Below are 19,499 nucleotides of genomic sequence, written 5' to 3'. Positions count from 1 at the left end.
GTCCGACTCCTGCACTGCAACATTAGACGCAGGCCCACTGCGGAGCGCGCCATGCCCCAAATTACCCCGACCGAATCCTGTCCCACCTCCAAGGCAGTTGCCATCGATGCGACGCGCATCGGCCTGCCTCCGGCTCAGGGCCTGTACAACCCCAAGAACGAACATGATGCCTGCGGCGTCGGCTTCGTTGCCCACATCAAGGGCAAGAAAAGCCACGCGATCATCCAGCAGGGTCTGAAGATTCTTGAGAACCTGGACCACCGCGGCGCGGTCGGCGCAGACAAGCTCATGGGCGACGGCGCAGGCATCCTGATCCAGATCCCCGACACGCTGTACCGCGACGAACTCAGCCAGCAAGGCATCATCCTGCCCCCGCCCGGCGAGTACGGCGTGGCCATGGTGTTCCTGCCCAAGGAAACGGCCTCGCGCCTGGCCTGCGAACAGGAACTGGAGCGCTCGGTGCGCGCCGAGGGCCAGGTCGTGCTGGGCTGGCGCGACGTGCCGGTGGATGTCGACATGCCCATGTCGCCCACCGTCCGCGACTGCGAACCCGTGATCCGCCAGCTGTTCATCGGCCGCGGCGCCGACGTGATGGTGCCGGACGCGCTGGAACGCAAGCTCTACGTCATCCGCAAGACCGCCAGCCACGCCATCCAGAACATGCATCTGGCGCACGGCAAGGAATACTTCGTGCCCTCGGCCTCGGTGCGTACCGTGGTCTACAAGGGCCTGCTGCTGGCCGATCAGGTCGGCCGCTACTACCGCGACCTGGCCGACACCCGCACGGTGTCCGCGCTGGCGCTGGTCCACCAGCGTTTCTCGACCAACACGTTCCCCGCCTGGCCGCTGGCCCACCCGTACCGCATGATTGCCCACAACGGTGAAATCAACACGGTCAAGGGCAACTTCAACTGGCTGCGCGCCCGCGAAGGCATGATGCAGTCGGCCGTGCTGGGCGACGATCTGAAAAAGCTGTACCCCATCGTCTACGAAGGCCAGTCGGACACAGCAACGTTCGACAACTGCCTGGAACTGCTGGTGAATTCGGGCTACTCGCTGGCCCACGCCATGATGATGATGATCCCGGAAGCCTGGGAACAGCACACGCAGATGGACGAAAGCCGCCGCGCTTTCTATGAGTACCACGCCGCCATGATGGAGCCGTGGGACGGCCCCGCCGCGGTCGCGTTCACCGATGGCCGCCAGATCGGCGCCACGCTGGACCGCAACGGCCTGCGTCCTGCCCGCTACCTGGTCACCGACGACGACATGGTCATCCTGGCTTCCGAAGCCGGCACGCTGTCGATCCCCGAAAACCGCATCGTCAAGAAGTGGCGCCTGCAGCCGGGCAAGATGTTCCTGATCGACCTGGAACAAGGCCGCATCATCGACGACGCCGAGATCAAGCTGCAGTTGGCCAACAGCCGTCCGTACCGCCAGTGGATCGAACGCCTGCAGATCAAGCTGGAATCGCTGCCCGCGCCGCGTCAGGTCGCCGTGGCCACGCAATCGGCCGTGTCGCTGCTGGACCGCCAACAGGCGTTTGGCTGGACCCAGGAAGACTACAAGTTCATCCTGGAACCCATGGCGTCGAGCGGCGAAGAAGTCATCGGCTCGATGGGCAACGACGCCCCGCTGGCCGTGCTGTCGGACCGCGCCAAGCCGTTCTACAACTATTTCCGCCAGCTGTTCGCCCAGGTCACGAACCCGCCGATCGACCCGATTCGCGAACAGCTCGTGATGTCGCTGGTGTCCTTCATCGGTCCCAAGCCGAACCTGCTGGACATCAACAACGTCAACCCGCCGCTGCGTCTGGAAGTGTCCCAGCCGGTGCTGGACTTCGCCGCCATGGCGCAGATCCGCGACATCGACCAGGTCACGGGCAAGAAATTCCGCAGCTTTGAACTGGACATCACGTACCCCGCCGCCTGGGGTCCCGAGGGCATCGAAGCCCGCGTGGCGGCCCTGTGCGCGCGCGCCGTCGACGCGGTGCGCAGCGGCTACAACATCCTGATCGTGTCGGACCGCCTGGTCGACAGCGAGCGCGTGGCCATCCCCGCGCTGCTGGCCACGTCGGCCGTGCACCAGCACCTGATCCGCGCCGGCCTGCGCACCAACACGGGTCTCGTCGTCGAAACCGGGTCGGCCCGCGAAGTGCATCACTTCGCGCTTCTGGGCGGCTACGGCGCCGAAGCCATTCACCCCTACCTGGCGCTCGAATCGCTGGGCAAGATGAATGATCCCGAAAAGGCCGTGAAGAACTACATCAAGGCGCTGGGCAAGGGCCTGAACAAGGTCATGTCCAAGATGGGCATTTCCACGTACATGTCCTACACCGGCGCGCAGATCTTCGAAGCCGTTGGCCTGCAGAGCGCCCTGGTGAACAAGTACTTCACCGGCACCGCTTCCAACATCGAAGGCATCGGCATCTTCCAGGTCGCCGAAGAAGCGCTGCGCCAGCACCGCGCCGCCTTCAGCACCGACCCCGTGCTTGCCAACGACCTGGACGCCGGCGGCGAATACGCCTACCGCGTCCGCGGCGAAGAGCACATGTGGACGCCGGATTCGATCGCCAAGCTGCAGCACGCGTCGCGCGCCAACAACTACCGCACGTACAAGGAGTACGCGCAGATCATCAACGACCAGAGCCGTCGCCACATGACGCTGCGCGGCCTGTTCGAGTTCCGCTTCGACCCGTCGCGCGCCATCCCGCTGGACGACGTCGAGCCGGCCAAGGAAATCGTCAAGCGCTTTGCCACCGGCGCCATGTCGCTGGGCTCGATTTCGACCGAAGCCCACTCGGTGCTGGCCGTTGCCATGAACCGCATCGGCGGCAAGTCGAACACCGGCGAAGGCGGCGAGGACGAACTGCGCTACCGCGCCGAAATGCGCGAAGGCAAGAGCACCATCAAGGACGGCGACACGCTGGCCTCGGTGCTGGGCACGGACCGCATCGAAGCCGACGTCGAACTCAAGCGGGGCGACTCGCTGCGTTCGAAGATCAAGCAGGTGGCGTCGGGCCGTTTCGGCGTGACCGCCGAGTACCTGTCGTCCGCCGACCAGATCCAGATCAAGATGGCGCAGGGCGCCAAGCCCGGCGAAGGCGGCCAGCTGCCCGGCCACAAGGTGTCGGAATACATCGCCAAGCTGCGCTACTCGGTGCCCGGCGTGGGCCTCATCTCGCCCCCGCCGCACCATGACATCTACTCGATCGAAGATCTGGCGCAGCTGATCCACGACCTGAAGAACGTCAATTCCAAGTCCTCGATCTCGGTCAAGCTGGTGTCCGAAGTCGGCGTGGGCACGGTGGCCGCGGGCGTGGCCAAGGCCAAGGCCGACCACGTCGTGATCGCCGGCCATGATGGCGGCACGGGCGCGTCGCCGGTGTCGTCCATCAAGCACGTGGGCACGCCCTGGGAACTGGGCCTGGCCGAAACGCAGCAAACGCTGGTGCTGAACCGCCTGCGCAGCCGCATCCGCGTGCAGGCCGACGGCCAGATGAAGACCGGCCGCGACGTCGTCATCGGCGCGCTGCTGGGCGCCGACGAATTCGGCTTCGCGACCGCGCCGCTGGTCGTCGAAGGCTGCATCATGATGCGCAAGTGCCACCTGAACACCTGCCCGGTGGGCGTGGCCACGCAGGATCCCGCGCTGCGCAAGAAGTTCCAGGGCAAGCCCGAGCACGTCGTGAACTTCTTCTTCTTCATCGCCGAAGAAGTCCGCGAAATCATGGCCCAACTGGGCATCCGCAAGTTCGACGACCTGATCGGCCGCGCCGATCTGCTGGACATGCGTTCGGGCGTTGAGCACTGGAAGGCGCAAGGGCTGGACTTCACCCGCGTGTTCCACCAGACGGTGTCCGACGCCGAAGTGCATCAGACCGAAGAGCAGGACCACGGCTTGGCCGGCGCGCTGGATCACCTGCTGATCGAGCGCAGCAAGCCCGCGCTGGAGCGTGGCGAGAAGGTGTCGTTCATCGTGCCGGTGCGCAACCGCAACCGCACGATCGGCGCGATGCTGTCCGGCGCCGTGGCCTCGCGCTACGGCCATGACGGCCTGCCCGACGACACCATCCACATCCAGTGCAACGGCACCGCCGGCCAGAGCTTCGGCGCGTTCCTGGCGCACGGCATCACGATGGATCTGGTGGGCGAAGGCAACGACTACGTGGGCAAGGGTCTGTCCGGCGGCCGCATCATCGTGCGCTCGCCCAACGACTTCCGCGGCTTCGGACCCGACCACATCATTGCCGGCAACACCGTGCTGTACGGCGCGCTGGCAGGCGAGGCGTTCTTCAACGGCGTGGCGGGCGAGCGTTTCGCCGTGCGCAACTCGGGCGCGGCCACCGTCGTGGAAGGCACCGGCGACCACGGCTGCGAATACATGACCGGCGGCACCGTCGTCGTGCTGGGTTCCACCGGCCGCAACTTCGCGGCGGGCATGTCCGGCGGCGTGGCGTACGTCTGGGATCCGGACCGCACGCTCAAGCACCGTGTGAACCTGTCGATGGTGGAACTGGAATCGGTGGTGCCGCACGCCGAGCAGCAGTCGCTGAACAACATCGACATCTGGCACAGCGCGCAGCGCGGTGGCGAACGCGAGACGGACGAGTCCATCCTGCGCCGCCTGGTGGAAGATCACTTCCGCTACACCGGCAGCTACCGTGCCCGCGAAATCCTGGGCGACTGGGAAGCCTCGCGCGGCAAATTCGTGAAGATCATGCCGACGGACTACCGCCGCGCATTGGGTGAAATGTGGCGTGCAGCCAACCCGCAACAACTGGCTGCGTGAGGGATACCATGGGAAAGATCACTGGATTTATGGAATTTCAGCGTCTGCAGGAGGCCTCCGAGGCCCCGCAGAAGCGGCTGAAGAACTGGCGCGAATTCGTGCTGCACCTGACCGACGATCAGGCCAAGCAGCAGGCGGCGCGCTGCATGGACTGCGGCATCCCGTTCTGCAACAACGGCTGCCCGGTCAACAACATCATCCCGGACTGGAATGACCTGGTGTACAAGCAGGACTGGCGCCGCGCGCTGGATGTCCTGCATTCCACCAACAACTTCCCGGAGTTCACGGGCCGCATCTGCCCGGCGCCCTGCGAAGCCGCCTGTACCTTGAACATCAACAGCGACGCCGTGGGCATCAAGTCCATCGAGCACGCGATCATCGACAAGGGTTGGGCCGAAGGCTGGGTCGCGCCGCAAGTGCCGGCGCGCAAGACGGGCAAGAAGGTCGCCGTCGTGGGCTCGGGCCCTGCCGGCATGGCATGCGCGCAGCAACTGGCGCGCGCCGGCCACTCCGTGACCCTGTTCGAAAAGAGCGACCGCATCGGCGGCCTGCTGCGCTACGGCATCCCCGACTTCAAGCTCGAGAAGCACCAGATCGACCGCCGCATCTCGCAGATGGAAGCCGAGGGTGTGGAATTCGCGCCGTCGACCTACGTCGGCGATCCGAAGGATCCCGTTGCCGATGGCCTGACGGTGCGCACGCCGAAATCGCTGATGGCCGAATTCGACGCCGTCGTGATGAGCGGGGGATCGGAAACGCCGCGTGACCTGCCGGTGCCTGGCCGCGAGCTCGAAGGCGTGTACTTCGCCATGGACTTCCTGCGTCAGCAGAACAAGGCCGTGGCGGGCGACCGCCTCACCAACCAGACGCTGGCCAAGGGCAAGCACGTGGTGGTGATCGGCGGCGGCGATACGGGTTCCGACTGCGTCGGCACCAGCAACCGCCACGGCGCCGCATCGGTCACGCAGTTCGAACTGATGCCCCAGCCGCCCGAGTCCGAAAACAAGGCCATGACGTGGCCGTACTGGCCGCTGAAGATGCGCACGTCGTCCTCGCACGAGGAAGGCTGCGACCGCGACTGGTCGGTGACCACCAAGCTGCTCAAGGGCGCCAACGGCAAGGTCGAGAAGCTGGTCGGCGCGCGCGTCGAATGGTTCAAGGACGACGCCACCGGCCAGATGAAGATGCGCGAAGTCGAAGGCTCGGAGTTCGAGATCAAGGCGGATCTGGTGCTGCTGGCCATGGGCTTCGTGTCGCCGGTGCAGAACGTGCTGGACGCGTTCGGCGTGGATCGCGATGGCCGCGGCAATGTGCGCGCCAACACCGACGACTACCGCACCAATGTGGAAAAGGTCTTCACCGCCGGCGACATGCGCCGCGGCCAGTCGCTGGTCGTGTGGGCCATCCGCGAAGGCCGCCAGTGTGCGCGCTCGGTCGACGCCTACCTGATGGGAAGCAGTGAATTGCCGCGTTGATCGTATTGCGACATATCAACGCCGCCGGTTGCCTCGCGCACCGGCGGCGTTTTTTTTGCCCTTGCGTTGCGGTTAACCGCAGTTGTTGCGACATAACCACTTTCTGAAAACGGTCTTTTCACGAATTGACACAAGTCAAGAACGGGGACGGGGCGGTCTGAGAACCTGTCGTCTCACCCCACACGGAAAGATCGGAGAAGAAAATGTTTTCGCTGAACGGGCGTATCCGCGCCACCGCCATTGCCGGTTTGATCGCTGCCGGCGCCTTTGCCGCTCCCGCCCACGCCCACGAAGCGGGCGACGTGCTGTTCCGCGTCGGCGTCACGCAAGTCCGCCCCTCGCAAAACAATGGCACCGTGCTCGACGGCAGCGTCAAGCTGGACGTGAACAACAATGTGCGCCCCAGCTTCACCCTGGCCTACATGGCCACCCGCAACATCGGCATCGAACTGCTGGGCGCCTGGCCCTTCCAGCATGACGTCAGCGGCAGCGGCGGCCTGGGCAAGATCGGCTCCTCCAAGCAACTGCCCCCCACGCTCAGCCTGCAATGGCACATCCTGCCCGACAGCATGATCCAGCCGTACATCGGCGTCGGCATCAACTACACCCACTTCTTCGACACCAAGGCCGAGGGCGCGCTCAAGGGCTCGAACCTGAAGCTGGGCGATTCCTGGGGCGTGGCCGCGCAACTGGGCGCGGACATCAAGATCAATGATCGCTGGTTCATGAACGCCGACATCCGCTACATCGACATCAAGTCGAAGGTGACGCTGGACGGCGAACGCGTCGGTACCGCGCGCATCGATCCGTGGGTGGCCACGGTGGGCGTTGGTTATCGCTTCTGATAGCGGACCTGACGATGCGCGCGGCCCCGCGCGCATCTATCAATTCTGGGGCGGCGCAAGCCGGCTGCGCAGCGCCTGCAATGCCGGCGTGTCGTCGTCGGCGCGCCAGATCAGCTGGGTAAGCGCCTGCCCATGGGACCCGGACAACGCGCCCACGCGCACCGAATGCTCCGCCCCCAGCACCGCCAGCACGGACCGCGGCACGATCGCCACCCCGGTTCCCGCTGCCACACACGCCACGATGGCGTGATACGACGCAAACTCCATCACCTTGCCGGGCGCAATGCCCTCCTGGTTCAACCACGATTCCAGGATGCGCCGGTATGAGCAGCCCGCCGCGAAGGCGATGACGCTGCGGTTGCCCAGGTCTTTCGGACTGCCGATCGGATCCCACGCCAACGGCGAGATCAGCGCCAGTTCCTCCCTGAACGCATCCATCGCCGCCAGTCCCTCTGCGGGGAAGGGTTGCGCCACGAAGGCAGCCTCGATCTCGTAATTGCGCACTTTGGCGGCCAATGCGCCCGAGGTGCCGGTGACCAGCTCGATCCGCACCTGCGGCCAGGCCGCGTGATAGGCCGCCAGGATGGGGGGCAGGCGGGCGGCGGCCGTGCTTTCCATGGTGCCGATGCGCAGCACGCCCTGCAGGGCGCCTTCCCGGACGGCCGCCTGCGCCTCATCGGACAGGCGCAGCAGACGGTCGGCGTAGGACAGCAGCACGCGGCCCTGATCCGACAGCACCAGCCGGCGGTTCTGCCGCCGAAAGAGCGGCGTTCCCAGCGAGGATTCCAGCTGCTTCAGGCGCGTCGACACATTGGACTGCACCCGGTTCAGATGCGCGGCGGCGCGCGCCACGCCACCCTGATCCGCCACGGTCTTGAAGATTTGCAGCGCGTCGAGATCCAAGTTTCTCATTTTGGGAACTCACGTTCTTAATAATTCACTATTCAAGATATAAGTACAGCCGTAGAGTAGGCTCCATGTCAACGCCTGCTTACCCTTCCCCCCGCCCTTCCGCCAGCGCTGCAAGCCTGGCTTGGCCCGCGGCGCTTGCGCTGGCGGCGGCCATGGGCATCGGCCGTTTCGCCTTCACGCCGGTATGGCCGCTGATGGCGCAGGAGTCCGGCCTGTCGCTGGCGCAGGGCGGCTGGATGGCGTCGGCCAATTACGCGGGCTATCTGTTGGGCGCACTGGCGGCGATCGTCTGGCCGGTGCGCCGGCTGCGCGTCACGCTGGCGGTCAGCCTGGCCGCCGTGGCCGCGCTGACGCTGGCCATGCCAATGCTCAACAGCGTGGCGGGCTGGTCGGTGCTGCGGCTGGCGGCCGGCTATGCCAGCGCCAGTGCCTTCATCTGCGTCGTCGCATGGCGGCCGGTGCCCGCCGGCGACCCGCGCGAGGCCGCGGCTTCGGCGGTGACGTATGCCGGCGTGGGCGCGGGCATTGCGCTGACGGGGTTGGCCTGTCTGGCCTTGATGGCCTCGCACGCGAGCGCCGGGGTGACCTGGACCGCGCTGGGCGGCCTGGCGCTGGCGTTGTCCGTGGCGGCGTGGCCCGGACTCAGCCGGCAATCGCCTCCCGTGCGACGGACGGCTGCTGACGCGCCGCAAACCCGCCTGCCGCGCGGCATCGCCGCGCTGTCGCTGCACTACGGTGTCTTCGGAGTCGGCTACATCATTCCCGCCACCTTTCTGCCGGCCATGGCCAAAGAGATCTTTCCCGACCCGGCGATCTTCGGCTGGGCCTGGCCTCTTTTCGGCATGGCGGCGGCGCTGTCGTGCCTGCTGGTCCCGCGGCTGGCGCGCGGCCGTGACGACCGGCAGGTGTGGCGTGGCGCGCAGGCGCTGATGGCGGCCGGCATGCTGACCGTGGCGCTGTGGCATCACATCGCCGCCGTGATCGTCGCGGCGCTGCTGGTCGGCGGCACGTTCATGGTGATCACGCAGGCGGGCATGCTGACCGCGCGCCGCCTGTCCGGCCCGGCGGCGCCGCGGGCGGCGGCCATCATGACGGCGGCGTTTGCGGCGGGGCAGATTCTGGGGCCGTTGCTGGCCTCGTGGGCGGCGCGCTGGGGCGCCGGCCTGCCGCAGGTGCTGGCGGCCAGCGCGGCGTTGCTGGCGGCGTCGGCCTGGGGGCTGGGAAAAGTCACGACAGACGGCAATGGCGCTGGGCATAATGCCATCGGCCCTTCGGGCCAACCACACAGCAATTAGAAAGCAGGTAACGAGGAGTCCCCAGCATGAAAGCACTACGCCCCCTGATCGCCGCCCTGGCCGCCACCGCCGCCTTTGGCGGCGCTGCCCAAGCCCAGAACGGCGAATGGCCCGCCAAACCCGTGACCATGATCGTGCCCTACGCGCCGGGCGGTTTTGCCGACACCCGCGTGCGCCTCTTGGCCCGCAAGCTGGGCGAATCGCTGGGCCAGCCCATCGTTGTCGAAAACAAGGCGGGCGCAGGCGGCGTGGTCGGCACCAACCTCATCGCCAAGGCGGCCCCGGACGGCTACACGATCGGCACGGGCAACCTGGCCCCGATGGCGGTCAACCCGTCGCTGATGAATGAAATGCCCTACAACCCGCAAAAGGATCTGGCCCCAATCATCCTGATCGAGAACAGCCCGCTGGTCCTGAGCGTGAACAACGAACTGCCGGTCAAGACGCTGGCCGACCTGATCGCACTGGCCAAGAAGGAACCGGGCAAGCTGACCTTCGGCTCGTCCGGCGTGGGCGGCGCGCACCACTTGTCGGGCGAGATGTTCCGCGAGCAGGCCAACATCGACATCGTCCACGTGCCCTACAAGGGCGGCAGCCTGGCCGCGACAGATCTCATGGGCGGCCACATCGCGATGATGTTCGAAATGGGCTATTCCGCGCTGCCCGCCATTCAGGGCAAGAAGATCCACCCGATCGCCGTCACGTCCGCCAAGCGCCTGGACGTGCTGCCCGATGTGCCCACCATGGCCGAATCCGGCCTGCCGGGCTTCGAGTCCTACAACTGGCAGGGCATCGTGGCGCCCGCCGGTACGCCCGCGCCGATCATCGCCAAGCTCAATGCCGAATTCAACCGCATCCTGAAGGACCCGGATGTGCAGAAGGCCATTGCCGACACCGGCAGCCAGGCCGGCGGCGGCACGCCCGAGGAATTCGCCGCCTTCATCAAAACCGAAAGCGACAAGTGGGCGCACGTCATCAAGGCTGGAAACATCCAGCTCCAATAACCTCCCAGGAGTTTTCCCATGGCTACCCCTTTGATTGAACTGCTCAAGCTGACCCATCCCATCATCCAGGCGCCCATGGCGGGCGGCGCCACCACGGTGGACATGGTGGCGGAGGCATCGAAGGCGGGTGCCCTGGGATCGCTCGGCGGGGCGTACATGACGCCCGAACAGATCGAGGCGGCGGCCGAAGGGGTCCGCGCCCGCACGGATCGCCCGTTCGCCATCAACCTGTTCGCATCCGTGCCGCCAGAGCCCATGCAGGGCGATGCGAGCCGGATGCTGGCCCTGATGGCGCGCTATCACGAGCAACTTGGTCTGCCGGCGCCCGAGGCCCCCGGCCCGCAGGCCGACCCGCTGCCGGGCCAGCTCGAGGCCGTGCTGCGCATCCGGCCCGCCGTCCTCAGCTTCACCTTCGGCCGCCTGCCGGCCGAAGCGCTGGCCCGCTGCCGCGAACTCGGCATTCTGACCGTGGGCACGGCCACGACCGTCCGCGAGGCGCAAGCGCTGGAGCAGGACGGCGTTGACGCCATCGTGGCGCAGGGCGCGGAGGCAGGCGGCCACCGCGGCACGTTCCTCGACACGTTCGAGGCGTCCATGATCGGCACCATGGCGCTGGTCCCGCAGGTGGCGGACGCCGTCTCGGTGCCAGTCATCGCGTCGGGCGGGATCATGGACGGGCGCGGCATCGCGGCCGCCCTGGCGCTGGGCGCCGACTTCGCCCAAATGGGGACGGCCTTCCTCACCACGGAAGAATCCGGCATCAGCGACGCCTACAAGGCGGTCGTGGCGGCCTCCCGCGCCGAACAATCCCGGATCACCCGCGGCTTCTCCGGCCGTCCGGCGCGCGGCATCGCCAATGCCTTCATGCGTGATGTGGACGCCATCGGCGGCGACGTCCTGCCGTATCCGCTGCAGAACGCCCTGACCCGGCCCATGCGCACGGCGGGCGGCAAGAGCGGCAACATCAATGTCCTGTCCCTGTGGGCCGGCCAGGGCGCGCCGCTGGCGCGTCGCGAGTCGACGGCGGAATTGATCCAGCGGCTGGCCCGGGAAACGGCGGCGGCTCAGGCGCGACGTTGAGGGCTGGCGGCGGTCTGTCCGGAATGGGTGTCTGACACCCGTGTAGGAGCCGTGTGTGCCGGGCCAGTGCCTCAAGGGTGTCAGACACCCATGGAGCATCGGCAAACGCCATCAGCACCGAAACGGCGACGACCCAATTGTTCCTGAAGCCGAAAACACTGTTCCACGGGCGGCCGCTCCAATTGTGATTACACAGCGTCGGGCTACAATGGCGCCTCGCCGCCGGGAGCGAACGCTTACGCTTGCCCCGGTATCTGAGTAACAGGGCGCTTCCCGACGCAGTCTGTCTTGCCCGCGCCGGCCAGGCCCTCGGTCCCGCGTGTCGACAGGACCGCAGGGCAAGCTCCGCCGCCGAAACTCCCTTTCGTTGCCCATGCCCGCTCAAACCAGCAGCACCCCGGAATTCGCCCTGCGCCTGGAAGGTGTGGCGCTTGGCTACGGTGATTTCACCGTCTTGCGCGATATTTCCATGGACGTCCGGGCAGGCCAGGTGGTGGCAGTCATGGGCGGCTCCGGTTCCGGCAAGACCACGCTGCTGCGCGCGGCCACCGGCCAGATCACCGCCCAGCAGGGCCGCGTGCTGGCATTCGGCCAGGATATCGGCACCGCCTCCCGCGCCGAAGTGCAATCCCTGCGCAAGCGCATGGGCGTGCTGTTCCAGCAGGGCGCGCTGTTCACCGACCTGAACGTCTTCGAAAACGTGGCGTTTCCGCTGCGCGAACACACCCGTATCAGCGAGGCAGAGGTCACCGACCGCGTGCTCGACAAGCTGGACGCCGTCGGCCTGCGCGCCGCCGCGCACCTGAAGGTCTCCGAAATATCCGGCGGCATGGCGCGGCGCGTGGCACTGGCCCGCGCCGTGGTGCTTGAGCCGGAACTCATCCTGTACGACGAACCCTTCGCGGGGCTGGACCCGATCTCGCTGGGCATCACCGCCCGCCTGATCCGCAGCCTTGCCGACCGGCTGGGCTGCGCCTCGGTGCTGATCACCCACGACGTGCAGGAATCCTTTGCCATCGCGGACCAGGTCTATCTGGTGGGCCGCGGCCAACTGGCTGCCGCCGGCACGCCGCAGATGCTGGCCGCCTCGCCGGACCCCTACGTCCAGCAATTCCTCAAGGGCCAGCCGGACGGTCCGGTCGCGTTCCAGTATCCCGAAACGCCCGCCTTCCAGAAATGGCTGTCGCAACAGAAAGGGCGCAAAGCATGAGCGCTTCCAATAACGCCGTCGCCGTACTGGGCCACTGGGTGCGCTCCCGCGTCGCCGGCATCGGCTACTTCACCCGCTTCTTCGGCGCCATGCTGGCGCGCAGCGGCATCGCGCTGTCGCGGCCGCGCCTGGTGTCGCAACAGGTCCACTTCATCGGCAATTATTCGCTGCTGATCATTGCCGTCTCCGGCATGTTCGTGGGCTTCGTGCTGGGTCTGCAGGGTTATTACACGCTGAACCGCTACGGCTCCGAGGAGGCATTGGGCTTGCTGGTGGCCCTGTCGCTGGTGCGCGAACTGGGTCCGGTGGTCACTGCGCTGCTCTTTGCAGGGCGCGCCGGCACCTCGCTCACCGCCGAGATCGGGCTGATGAAAGCGGGCGAACAGCTGTCGGCCATGGAAGTCATGGCCGTCGACCCGATCCGCCGCGTGCTCGTGCCGCGCCTGTGGGGCGGCATCATCGCCATGCCCATCCTGGCGGCCGTGTTCTCCATGGTGGGCATCCTGGGCGGCTGGGTCGTGGGCGTGCTGCTCATCGGTGTAGACGCAGGCGCCTTCTGGTCGCAGATGCAGAACGGCGTCGATGTATGGAAAGACGTCGCCAACGGCGCCATCAAGAGCGTCGTCTTCGGCGTCACGGTGACGCTGGTGGCGCTTTATGAAGGCTGGCAGGCCAAGCCCACCCCCGAAGGCGTTGCCCGCGCCACCACGCGCACCGTGGTCGTGGGCTCCCTGGCGGTTCTCGGGCTGGACTTCCTGCTCACCGCCTTGATGTTTGGAAATTGATACGGATCGATCATGTCACGCGAAAAAACCGACTTCTGGGTAGGCCTGTTTGTATTGCTGGGCGCGATCGCGCTTGGGTTCCTGGCGTTGCGCGCCGGCAACTTGAGCACGTTTTCCTTTGCCCCGACCTATACCGTGACCGCCAACTTCGATAACGTAGGCGGCCTCAAGGTGCGCGCGCCGGTCAAGAGCGCCGGCGTGGTGGTGGGCCGGGTCACGGGCATTTCCTTCGACGACAAGACCTTCCAGGCGATTGTGTCGGTCGATCTGGAGACGGCCTACCAGTTCCCCAAGGACTCGTCGGCGGCCATCCTGACCTCCGGCCTTTTGGGCGAGCAATACCTGGGCCTGACCGCCGGCAGCGAGGAAGATAACTTTACCGACGGCGGAAAAATCCGCTATACACAAAGCGCCGTGGTCCTGGAGCAGCTGATCAGCCAGTTCCTGTACGGGTCGGCGGAAAAGCAAGGCACGACCGCTGCGCCGGAATCGGCCCCCAAGGCCCAGGACTAAAGGCGCGGCGCCATCAGGCTGTTACAACGCTGCGTCTCGCCGTCGCGATAACAAAAGAATTGTTGATAGGGATACCCGGAACATGAATAAGAAAGCTATTTCCCGAATTGCCACTGTCGCCGCCGCGGGCGCGCTGATGGCTGGTTGCGCCGCCCCCAAGAATCCGGATCCGCGCGACCCCTGGGAAGGCTTCAACCGCGGCGTCTACCAGTTCAACGACACGGTCGACCGCGCGGTGTTCAAGCCGGTCGCGCAGGCCTACACGTTCGTCACGCCGCAGCCGGTGCGCAGCTGCATCCACAACATCTTCAGCAACGTCGGCGACCTCTGGTCCGGCACCAACAGCTTCCTGCAGGGCCGCGGCCACGACTTCGTCAACACGCTGGGCCGCTTCCTGTTCAACACGACCATGGGCGTGGGCGGCTGCTTCGACGTCGCCTCGGCCAATGGCGCGCGCAAGATCCCCAACGACTTCGGCACCACGCTGGGCGTCTGGGGCTTCAGCCAGGGTCCGTATTTGGTGCTGCCATTCTTCGGCGCCTCCAGCGTGCGCGACGGCGTCGGCCTGGTCGGCGACCTGTACGGCACCACCTACGGCTACATGGGCGTGGACTCGATCGACAACGTCCGCCTGCGCAACTCGCTGTGGGGCCTGCGCATCGTCGACACGCGCGCCAGCCTGCTCGACACCACCGACACCATCGACCGCGTGGCGCTCGACCCGTACAGCTTCGTGCGCGACGCCTTCCTGCAACGCCGCGCCGCCATGGTGCTGGGCCACCGCGTGGACGAGGAAGGCTCGCTGCCCAACTACGAAGACGACGGCGACGACGACACCCCCGCCGCGCCCGCGCCGGCCCCCGTGCCTGCGCCGCAACCCGCGAACAAGTAAGCTGAGGCCTTGCGCTTTCGGTATTTGAAGGAGATTTGATGCGATTTTCCATTCCCTCTCTGTTGCAGCGGCTGGTGTTCACGGGCCTCGTCGGCCTGGCGGCCGCCACGGCCGCGAACGCCAAGCCGGACCCCAACGGCCCGCCCGAGCAGTTCGTCCTGGCCGCCGCCAACGAGGCCCTCGCGGTCCTGAAGTCCGACGGCGCGCTGCGGGCCGGCAACACCGCCCGCATCAACGAAGTCGTTGACCAGCACATCCTGCCGTACGTCAATTTCCAGAAGACCACGCGCCTGGCCGCCGGCCGCTACTGGCGCCAGGCCTCCGAGCAGCAGAAAACCGCGCTGGCCGACGCCTTCCGCGGCACGCTGATCCGCACGTACAGCGGCGCGTTGACCCGCGTCACGTCCAGCACCACCATCACCGGCCTGCCGTTCCGCGGCGATCCCAAGGCCGACGACGTGGTCGTGCGCACCCTGATCAGCCAGTCCAACAGCCAGCCGGTGGGTGTGGATTACCGCCTGGAAAAGACGCCGCAAGGCTGGAAGATCTACGACATGAACGTCGAAGGCATCTGGCTGATCGAGAACTACCGCAACCAGTTCGCCCAGCAGATCAACCAGAACGGCATCGACGGCCTGATCCAGGCGCTGAACCAGCGCAACAAGTAAAGATTCGCTCAGGCTTGCCTCGGCCCGGCGCGACCCCTCGGGGGTCCGCCGGGCCGATTGTTTTGGGGGACGCAACAGGGCGCCGCCCCCATCGCCACCGGGGCCATCCCCGGTTTCCGCCACATCGCGCTTATATAATGGTCAATTCGCTCTTTTCGGGCCATCTCCCCCCGTCATGTCCGCCGTCAGCCTAGAAAACGTCTCCAAGATCTACTCGCCGCGCCAGCGCGGCTGGCAGAAGCTGCTCGGGCGCACGCCCCGGCCCGGCTTCCAGGCGCTGGACAATGTCAGCCTGAATATCGAGCACGGCGAGTTCTTCGGCCTGCTCGGTCCCAACGGCGCGGGCAAGACCACGCTCATTTCCATTCTGGCGGGCCTGGCGCACGCCACCGCGGGCCGCGCCACCGTCTGTGGATACGACGTCGTGGCCGACTACAAGTCGGCACGGCGGGCGCTGGGCGTCGTGCCGCAAGAATTGGTCTATGACCCGTTCTTTACCGTGCGCGAAACATTGCGCATCCAGTCCGGGTATTTCGGCCTGCGCAAGAACGACGACTGGATCGACGAAATCCTGTTCAACCTGGGCCTGGCCGACAAGGCCAACTCCAACATGCGCGCGCTGTCCGGCGGCATGAAGCGCCGCGTGCTGGTGGCGCAGGCGCTCGTGCACCGGCCGCCGGTCATCGTGCTGGACGAGCCGACCGCCGGCGTCGACGTGGACCTGCGCCGCACGCTGTGGGAGTTCATCTCGCGGCTGAACAAGGCCGGCCACACCATCATGCTGACCACGCACTACCTTGAAGAAGCCGAGGCGCTCTGCAATCGCATCGCCATGCTCAAGGGCGGTCGCATCGTGGCGCTGGACACCACCCAGGCTCTCCTGGCCCGCGTCGGCGGCGTGGACCTGGAAGACGCCTTCGTGCGCATCATGCATCAGGACGACGAGCCCGGCGCGCGCGCCCTGCAACCCGAAGAGATCTCATCATGACCCAGCCCGCCACGTCTGCCGGCCAGCCGCTGGTGCAACCCCGCCTGGACGCGGGTTCCGGCTTTCCGACCCTGCTGCGCAAGGAATTGCTGCGCTTCTGGAAGGTCAGCTTCCAGACCATCGCCGCCCCCGTCATCACGGCGCTGCTGTATCTGCTGGTGTTCGCCCACGTGCTGGAAGGGCGCGTCACCGTGTACGGCACCGTGCCCTACACGTCGTTCCTGATTCCCGGGCTCATGATGATGAGCATGCTGCAGAACGCGTTCGCCAACCCGTCCTCGTCGCTCATACAAAGCCGCATCACCGGCAATCTGGTGTTCATGCTGCTGCCGCCGCTGTCGCACCGCGATATCTTCGGCGCGTACGTGCTGGCCGCCATCGCGCGCGGTCTTGCCGTCGGGCTGTGCGTGTGGGCCGTGGCGCTGTTCTTCGTGCCGCTGTCGCCCGCGCATCCGCTGTGGGTGCTGGTGTTTGCGGTGCTGGCGTGCGGCATCATGGGCACGCTGGGGTTGATCGCGGGCCTGTGGTCCGAAAAATTCGACCAGCTTGCGGCCTTTCAAAACTTCCTGATCATGCCGGCGACCTTCCTGTCCGGCGTGTTCTATTCCATCCATACGCTGCCGCCGTTCTGGCAAAGCGTCTCGCACTGGAACCCCATCTTCTACACCATCGACGGATTCCGCCACGGGTTCTTCTCGGTGTCGGACGTCTCGCCCTGGCACAGCCTGGCGGTGGTGACGGCGGTGTTCCTCGCGCTCTCCGCTTACGCTCTGCGGCTTCTGTCCAGCGGCTACAAACTCAGGAACTGACGTCCATGCTTCCCACTCCCGCGCAAGTCCGCCAATACATCGCTGACGGCCTGCCCTGTGAACATCTCGACGTGCAGGGCGACGGTTCGCACTTTGACGCCGTCATCGTCAGCACCGCCTTTGAAGGCAAGCGCCTGATCCAGCGTCACCAGCTTGTCTACGCCGCGCTGGGCGACCGCATGAAGGCCGAGATCCACGCACTGTCGATGCGCACCCTCACCCCCGCCGAATACAACAAAGCGGGCGAATGATGGACAAGCTACGCATCACCGGCGGCGCGCAGCTGCACGGCGAGATCTCGATCTCCGGGGCCAAGAATTCGGCGCTGCCGATCCTGTGCGCGGGTCTGCTGACCGCCGACACGCTGGTCCTGTCCAACGTGCCGCGCCTGAACGACACCGGCACCATGCTGCGCCTCCTGGCCCAGATGGGCGTGCGCGCCGAGCGCGCCGACGACGGCGTGGTGACGCTGCAAGCCGGCAACGTCGACAGCCTGGAAGCCCCGTACGACCTGGTCAAGACGATGCGCGCCTCGATCCTGGTGCTGGGTCCGCTGGTCGCACGCTTTGGCGAAGCCCGCGTCAGCCTGCCGGGCGGCTGCACCATCGGCCAGCGGCCGGTCGACCAGCACATCAAGGGTCTGGCCGCGCTGGGCGCTGAAATCAGCATCGAACACGGCTTTGTCGTGGCGCGCGCCACGCGCCTGAAGGGCGCTTCGATCCGCACCGACATGGTTACGGTCACCGGCACCGAAAACCTGCTGATGGCCGCCGTCCTGGCCGAAGGCCGCACCGTGCTGGAAAACGCCGCGCGCGAACCCGAGGTCGTGGACCTGGCCGAACTGCTCATCAAGATGGGCGCCCGCATCCAGGGCCACGGCACCGACCGCATCGTCATCGATGGCGTCGACCGCCTGCACGGCGCCGAACACCGCGTCATCTCCGACCGCATCGAAGCCGGCACCTTCCTGTGCGCGGTGGGCGCAGCCGGCGGCGACATCCTGCTCAAGAACGCAGATGCCGGCATCTTGGGCGCCACGCTGGACAAACTGACCGAAGCAGGCCTGACCATCGAGACCGGCCCGGACTGGATCCGCGGCGCCATGGACAAGCGTCCCAAGGCCGTGGGCTTTCGCACGCACGAGTACCCGGGCTTTGCCACCGACATGCAGGCCCAGTTGATGGCGTTGAATGCCGTGGCCGACGGCACGTCGGTCATCGTCGAGACCATCTTCGAAAACCGCTACATGCACGTGCAGGAACTGCGCCGCATGGGCGCCCAGATCGACATCGACGGCCACACCGCCATCGTGCGCGGCGTGCCGCGCCTGTCCGGCGCCACCGTCATGGCGACCGACCTGCGCGCCTCGGCCAGCCTGGTCATCGCCGGCCTGGCCGCCGATGGTGACACGCTGGTCGACCGCATCTACCACCTGGATCGCGGCTACGACCAGATGGAAGTGAAACTGCGCGCCCTGGGCGCGAACATCCAACGAGTTACCGGCAAGGAACAGCGATGAACGGTGCGACCGTCACCCCCCTGACCCTGGCGCTGTCCAAGGGCCGCATCTTCGAAGAAACCATGCCGCTGCTGGCGGAAGCCGGCATCGAAGTCCCGGAAAACCCGGAAAGCTCGCGCAAGCTCATCCTGCCCACCAGCGATCCCGGCCTGCGCCTGATCATCGTGCGCGCCTCGGATGTACCCACATACGTGCAGTACGGCGCGGCCGACCTGGGCATCGCAGGCAAGGACGTGCTGATCGAGCACGCCAAGGAACAGCCCGGCGGCCTGTACCAGCCCATCGACCTGAACATCGCCAAGTGCCGCCTGGCCGTGGCCGTGCGCAACGGCTTCGACTACGAGGCCGCCGTCCACCAGGGCGCGCGCCTGCGCGTGGCCACCAAGTACGTGCACTCAGCCCGTGAACACTTCGCGAGCAAGGGTGTGTACGTGGACATCATCAAGCTGTATGGTTCGATGGAACTCGCACCGCTGGTCGGTCTGGCCGACTGCATCGTCGATCTGGTGTCCACCGGCGGCACGCTGCGCGCCAACGACCTGGTCGCCGTGGAAGACGTCATGCCGATCTCGTCGCGCCTGATCGTCAACCAGGCCGCCCTGAAGACCCGCGGCGACCGCCTGCAACCGCTGCTGGACGCTTTCGCAAGAGCCGCCTCCCGCAACGTCTGATTCCCGACCGTCCGCCGCGCCCGGCGTGGCGGACGTTACCGT

General features: G+C 66.5%; 17 protein-coding genes. 16 read left to right on the top strand and 1 reads right to left on the bottom strand.

The features are described 5' to 3' along the window. The first annotated feature begins 51 nt into the window (after window positions 1-51). From B3098_RS13500 to B3098_RS13490, 3 genes are all read left to right on the top strand, one after another. Window positions 52-4,791, top strand: a complete 4,740-nt coding sequence (locus tag B3098_RS13500; RefSeq protein WP_175137067.1) for a glutamate synthase-related protein — start codon at window positions 52-54, stop codon at window positions 4,789-4,791. An 8-nt stretch (window positions 4,792-4,799) separates the two neighbouring features. Continuing rightward, complete coding sequence (locus B3098_RS13495) at window positions 4,800-6,266, top strand: glutamate synthase subunit beta (RefSeq protein WP_286896942.1); 1,467 nt, start codon at window positions 4,800-4,802, stop codon at window positions 6,264-6,266. A gap of 203 nt (window positions 6,267-6,469) precedes the next feature. Then, window positions 6,470-7,111: an OmpW/AlkL family protein gene (locus B3098_RS13490; protein WP_175123895.1), complete on the top strand. Its 642-nt coding sequence runs from the start codon at window positions 6,470-6,472 to the stop codon at window positions 7,109-7,111. Between the two features lie 39 nt (window positions 7,112-7,150). Here the strand turns inward: B3098_RS13490 and B3098_RS13485 are convergent, their stop codons facing one another. Beyond that, the gene (locus B3098_RS13485) at window positions 7,151-8,023 is read right to left on the bottom strand and encodes a LysR family transcriptional regulator (RefSeq protein ID WP_239215077.1); all 873 of its coding nucleotides are present in this window, start codon (window positions 8,021-8,023) and stop codon (window positions 7,151-7,153) included. Window positions 8,024-8,088: 65 nt separating this feature from the next. Here B3098_RS13485 and B3098_RS13480 point away from each other — a divergent pair, with 65 nt between their 5' ends. The 13 genes from B3098_RS13480 (at window position 8,089) to hisG (ending at window position 19,457) form a co-directional block, all read left to right on the top strand. After that, window positions 8,089-9,318, top strand: a complete 1,230-nt coding sequence (locus tag B3098_RS13480) for a YbfB/YjiJ family MFS transporter (protein WP_286896939.1) — start codon at window positions 8,089-8,091, stop codon at window positions 9,316-9,318. Window positions 9,319-9,344: 26 nt separating this feature from the next. After that, entirely contained in the window at window positions 9,345-10,322 is a 978-nt protein-coding gene (locus B3098_RS13475) for a Bug family tripartite tricarboxylate transporter substrate binding protein (protein WP_286896937.1), read from the top strand. A gap of 18 nt (window positions 10,323-10,340) precedes the next feature. Further along, window positions 10,341-11,402 carry an NAD(P)H-dependent flavin oxidoreductase gene (locus tag B3098_RS13470; RefSeq protein WP_286896934.1) on the top strand — a complete coding sequence of 354 codons (1,062 nt, stop codon included), beginning with the start codon at window positions 10,341-10,343 and terminating at the stop codon, window positions 11,400-11,402. 373 nt (window positions 11,403-11,775) lie between these two features. Continuing rightward, window positions 11,776-12,612 carry an ABC transporter ATP-binding protein gene (locus B3098_RS13465; RefSeq protein WP_286896931.1) on the top strand — a complete coding sequence of 279 codons (837 nt, stop codon included), beginning with the start codon at window positions 11,776-11,778 and terminating at the stop codon, window positions 12,610-12,612. Beyond that, window positions 12,609-13,397 carry a lipid asymmetry maintenance ABC transporter permease subunit MlaE gene (mlaE, locus tag B3098_RS13460; RefSeq protein WP_175123901.1) on the top strand — a complete coding sequence of 263 codons (789 nt, stop codon included), beginning with the start codon at window positions 12,609-12,611 and terminating at the stop codon, window positions 13,395-13,397. The genes B3098_RS13465 and mlaE overlap by 4 nt, the downstream gene beginning before the upstream one ends. Before the next feature lie 12 nt (window positions 13,398-13,409). Continuing rightward, on the top strand, window positions 13,410-13,910 hold the full coding sequence (gene mlaD, locus B3098_RS13455) for an outer membrane lipid asymmetry maintenance protein MlaD (protein WP_175123902.1): 501 nt from the start codon (window positions 13,410-13,412) through the stop codon (window positions 13,908-13,910). A gap of 82 nt (window positions 13,911-13,992) precedes the next feature. Then, complete coding sequence (locus tag B3098_RS13450; protein WP_175123903.1) at window positions 13,993-14,802, top strand: MlaA family lipoprotein; 810 nt, start codon at window positions 13,993-13,995, stop codon at window positions 14,800-14,802. Between the two features lie 38 nt (window positions 14,803-14,840). After that, the gene (locus B3098_RS13445) at window positions 14,841-15,470 is read left to right on the top strand and encodes an MlaC/ttg2D family ABC transporter substrate-binding protein (protein WP_286896927.1); all 630 of its coding nucleotides are present in this window, start codon (window positions 14,841-14,843) and stop codon (window positions 15,468-15,470) included. A 175-nt stretch (window positions 15,471-15,645) separates the two neighbouring features. After that, window positions 15,646-16,458: an ABC transporter ATP-binding protein gene (locus B3098_RS13440; protein ID WP_175123905.1), complete on the top strand. Its 813-nt coding sequence runs from the start codon at window positions 15,646-15,648 to the stop codon at window positions 16,456-16,458. Then, the gene (locus B3098_RS13435; protein WP_175123906.1) at window positions 16,455-17,267 is read left to right on the top strand and encodes an ABC transporter permease; all 813 of its coding nucleotides are present in this window, start codon (window positions 16,455-16,457) and stop codon (window positions 17,265-17,267) included. Before B3098_RS13440 ends, B3098_RS13435 begins: the two co-directional genes overlap by 4 nt. Window positions 17,268-17,272: 5 nt before the next feature. Beyond that, the gene (locus B3098_RS13430) at window positions 17,273-17,518 is read left to right on the top strand and encodes a BolA family protein (RefSeq protein WP_175123907.1); all 246 of its coding nucleotides are present in this window, start codon (window positions 17,273-17,275) and stop codon (window positions 17,516-17,518) included. Next, window positions 17,518-18,786: a UDP-N-acetylglucosamine 1-carboxyvinyltransferase gene (murA, locus tag B3098_RS13425; RefSeq protein WP_286897104.1), complete on the top strand. Its 1,269-nt coding sequence runs from the start codon at window positions 17,518-17,520 to the stop codon at window positions 18,784-18,786. Before B3098_RS13430 ends, murA begins: the two co-directional genes overlap by 1 nt. Continuing rightward, the gene (hisG, locus tag B3098_RS13420; protein ID WP_175123908.1) at window positions 18,783-19,457 is read left to right on the top strand and encodes an ATP phosphoribosyltransferase; all 675 of its coding nucleotides are present in this window, start codon (window positions 18,783-18,785) and stop codon (window positions 19,455-19,457) included. The genes murA and hisG overlap by 4 nt, the downstream gene beginning before the upstream one ends. The last annotated feature ends 42 nt before the right edge of the window (window positions 19,458-19,499 follow it).

Source organism: Achromobacter sp. UBA2119 (assembly GCF_002331005.1).
In the GTDB taxonomy this organism is placed as follows: domain Bacteria; phylum Pseudomonadota; class Gammaproteobacteria; order Burkholderiales; family Burkholderiaceae_B; genus Achromobacter; species Achromobacter animicus.
Note: the sequence above shows the minus strand (reverse complement) of the source record. Positions and strands in the feature narration are given on the sequence as shown.

What these genes read in the sequence shown, in the direction of transcription:
- murA (WP_286897104.1), top strand. Translation starts at nt 17,518, where the DNA reads ATGGACAAGCTACGCATCACCGGCGGCGCGCAGCTGCACGGCGAGATC.
- B3098_RS13485 (WP_239215077.1), bottom strand. Translation starts at nt 8,023, where the DNA reads ATGAGAAACTTGGATCTCGACGCGCTGCAAATCTTCAAGACCGTGGCG.
- B3098_RS13475 (WP_286896937.1), top strand. Translation starts at nt 9,345, where the DNA reads ATGAAAGCACTACGCCCCCTGATCGCCGCCCTGGCCGCCACCGCCGCC.
- hisG (WP_175123908.1), top strand. Translation starts at nt 18,783, where the DNA reads ATGAACGGTGCGACCGTCACCCCCCTGACCCTGGCGCTGTCCAAGGGC.
- B3098_RS13450 (WP_175123903.1), top strand. Translation starts at nt 13,993, where the DNA reads ATGAATAAGAAAGCTATTTCCCGAATTGCCACTGTCGCCGCCGCGGGC.
- B3098_RS13435 (WP_175123906.1), top strand. Translation starts at nt 16,455, where the DNA reads ATGACCCAGCCCGCCACGTCTGCCGGCCAGCCGCTGGTGCAACCCCGC.
- mlaE (WP_175123901.1), top strand. Translation starts at nt 12,609, where the DNA reads ATGAGCGCTTCCAATAACGCCGTCGCCGTACTGGGCCACTGGGTGCGC.
- B3098_RS13470 (WP_286896934.1), top strand. Translation starts at nt 10,341, where the DNA reads ATGGCTACCCCTTTGATTGAACTGCTCAAGCTGACCCATCCCATCATC.
- B3098_RS13440 (WP_175123905.1), top strand. Translation starts at nt 15,646, where the DNA reads ATGTCCGCCGTCAGCCTAGAAAACGTCTCCAAGATCTACTCGCCGCGC.
- B3098_RS13480 (WP_286896939.1), top strand. Translation starts at nt 8,089, where the DNA reads ATGTCAACGCCTGCTTACCCTTCCCCCCGCCCTTCCGCCAGCGCTGCA.
- B3098_RS13465 (WP_286896931.1), top strand. Translation starts at nt 11,776, where the DNA reads ATGCCCGCTCAAACCAGCAGCACCCCGGAATTCGCCCTGCGCCTGGAA.
- B3098_RS13495 (WP_286896942.1), top strand. Translation starts at nt 4,800, where the DNA reads ATGGGAAAGATCACTGGATTTATGGAATTTCAGCGTCTGCAGGAGGCC.
- mlaD (WP_175123902.1), top strand. Translation starts at nt 13,410, where the DNA reads ATGTCACGCGAAAAAACCGACTTCTGGGTAGGCCTGTTTGTATTGCTG.
- B3098_RS13490 (WP_175123895.1), top strand. Translation starts at nt 6,470, where the DNA reads ATGTTTTCGCTGAACGGGCGTATCCGCGCCACCGCCATTGCCGGTTTG.
- B3098_RS13445 (WP_286896927.1), top strand. Translation starts at nt 14,841, where the DNA reads ATGCGATTTTCCATTCCCTCTCTGTTGCAGCGGCTGGTGTTCACGGGC.
- B3098_RS13500 (WP_175137067.1), top strand. Translation starts at nt 52, where the DNA reads ATGCCCCAAATTACCCCGACCGAATCCTGTCCCACCTCCAAGGCAGTT.
- B3098_RS13430 (WP_175123907.1), top strand. Translation starts at nt 17,273, where the DNA reads ATGCTTCCCACTCCCGCGCAAGTCCGCCAATACATCGCTGACGGCCTG.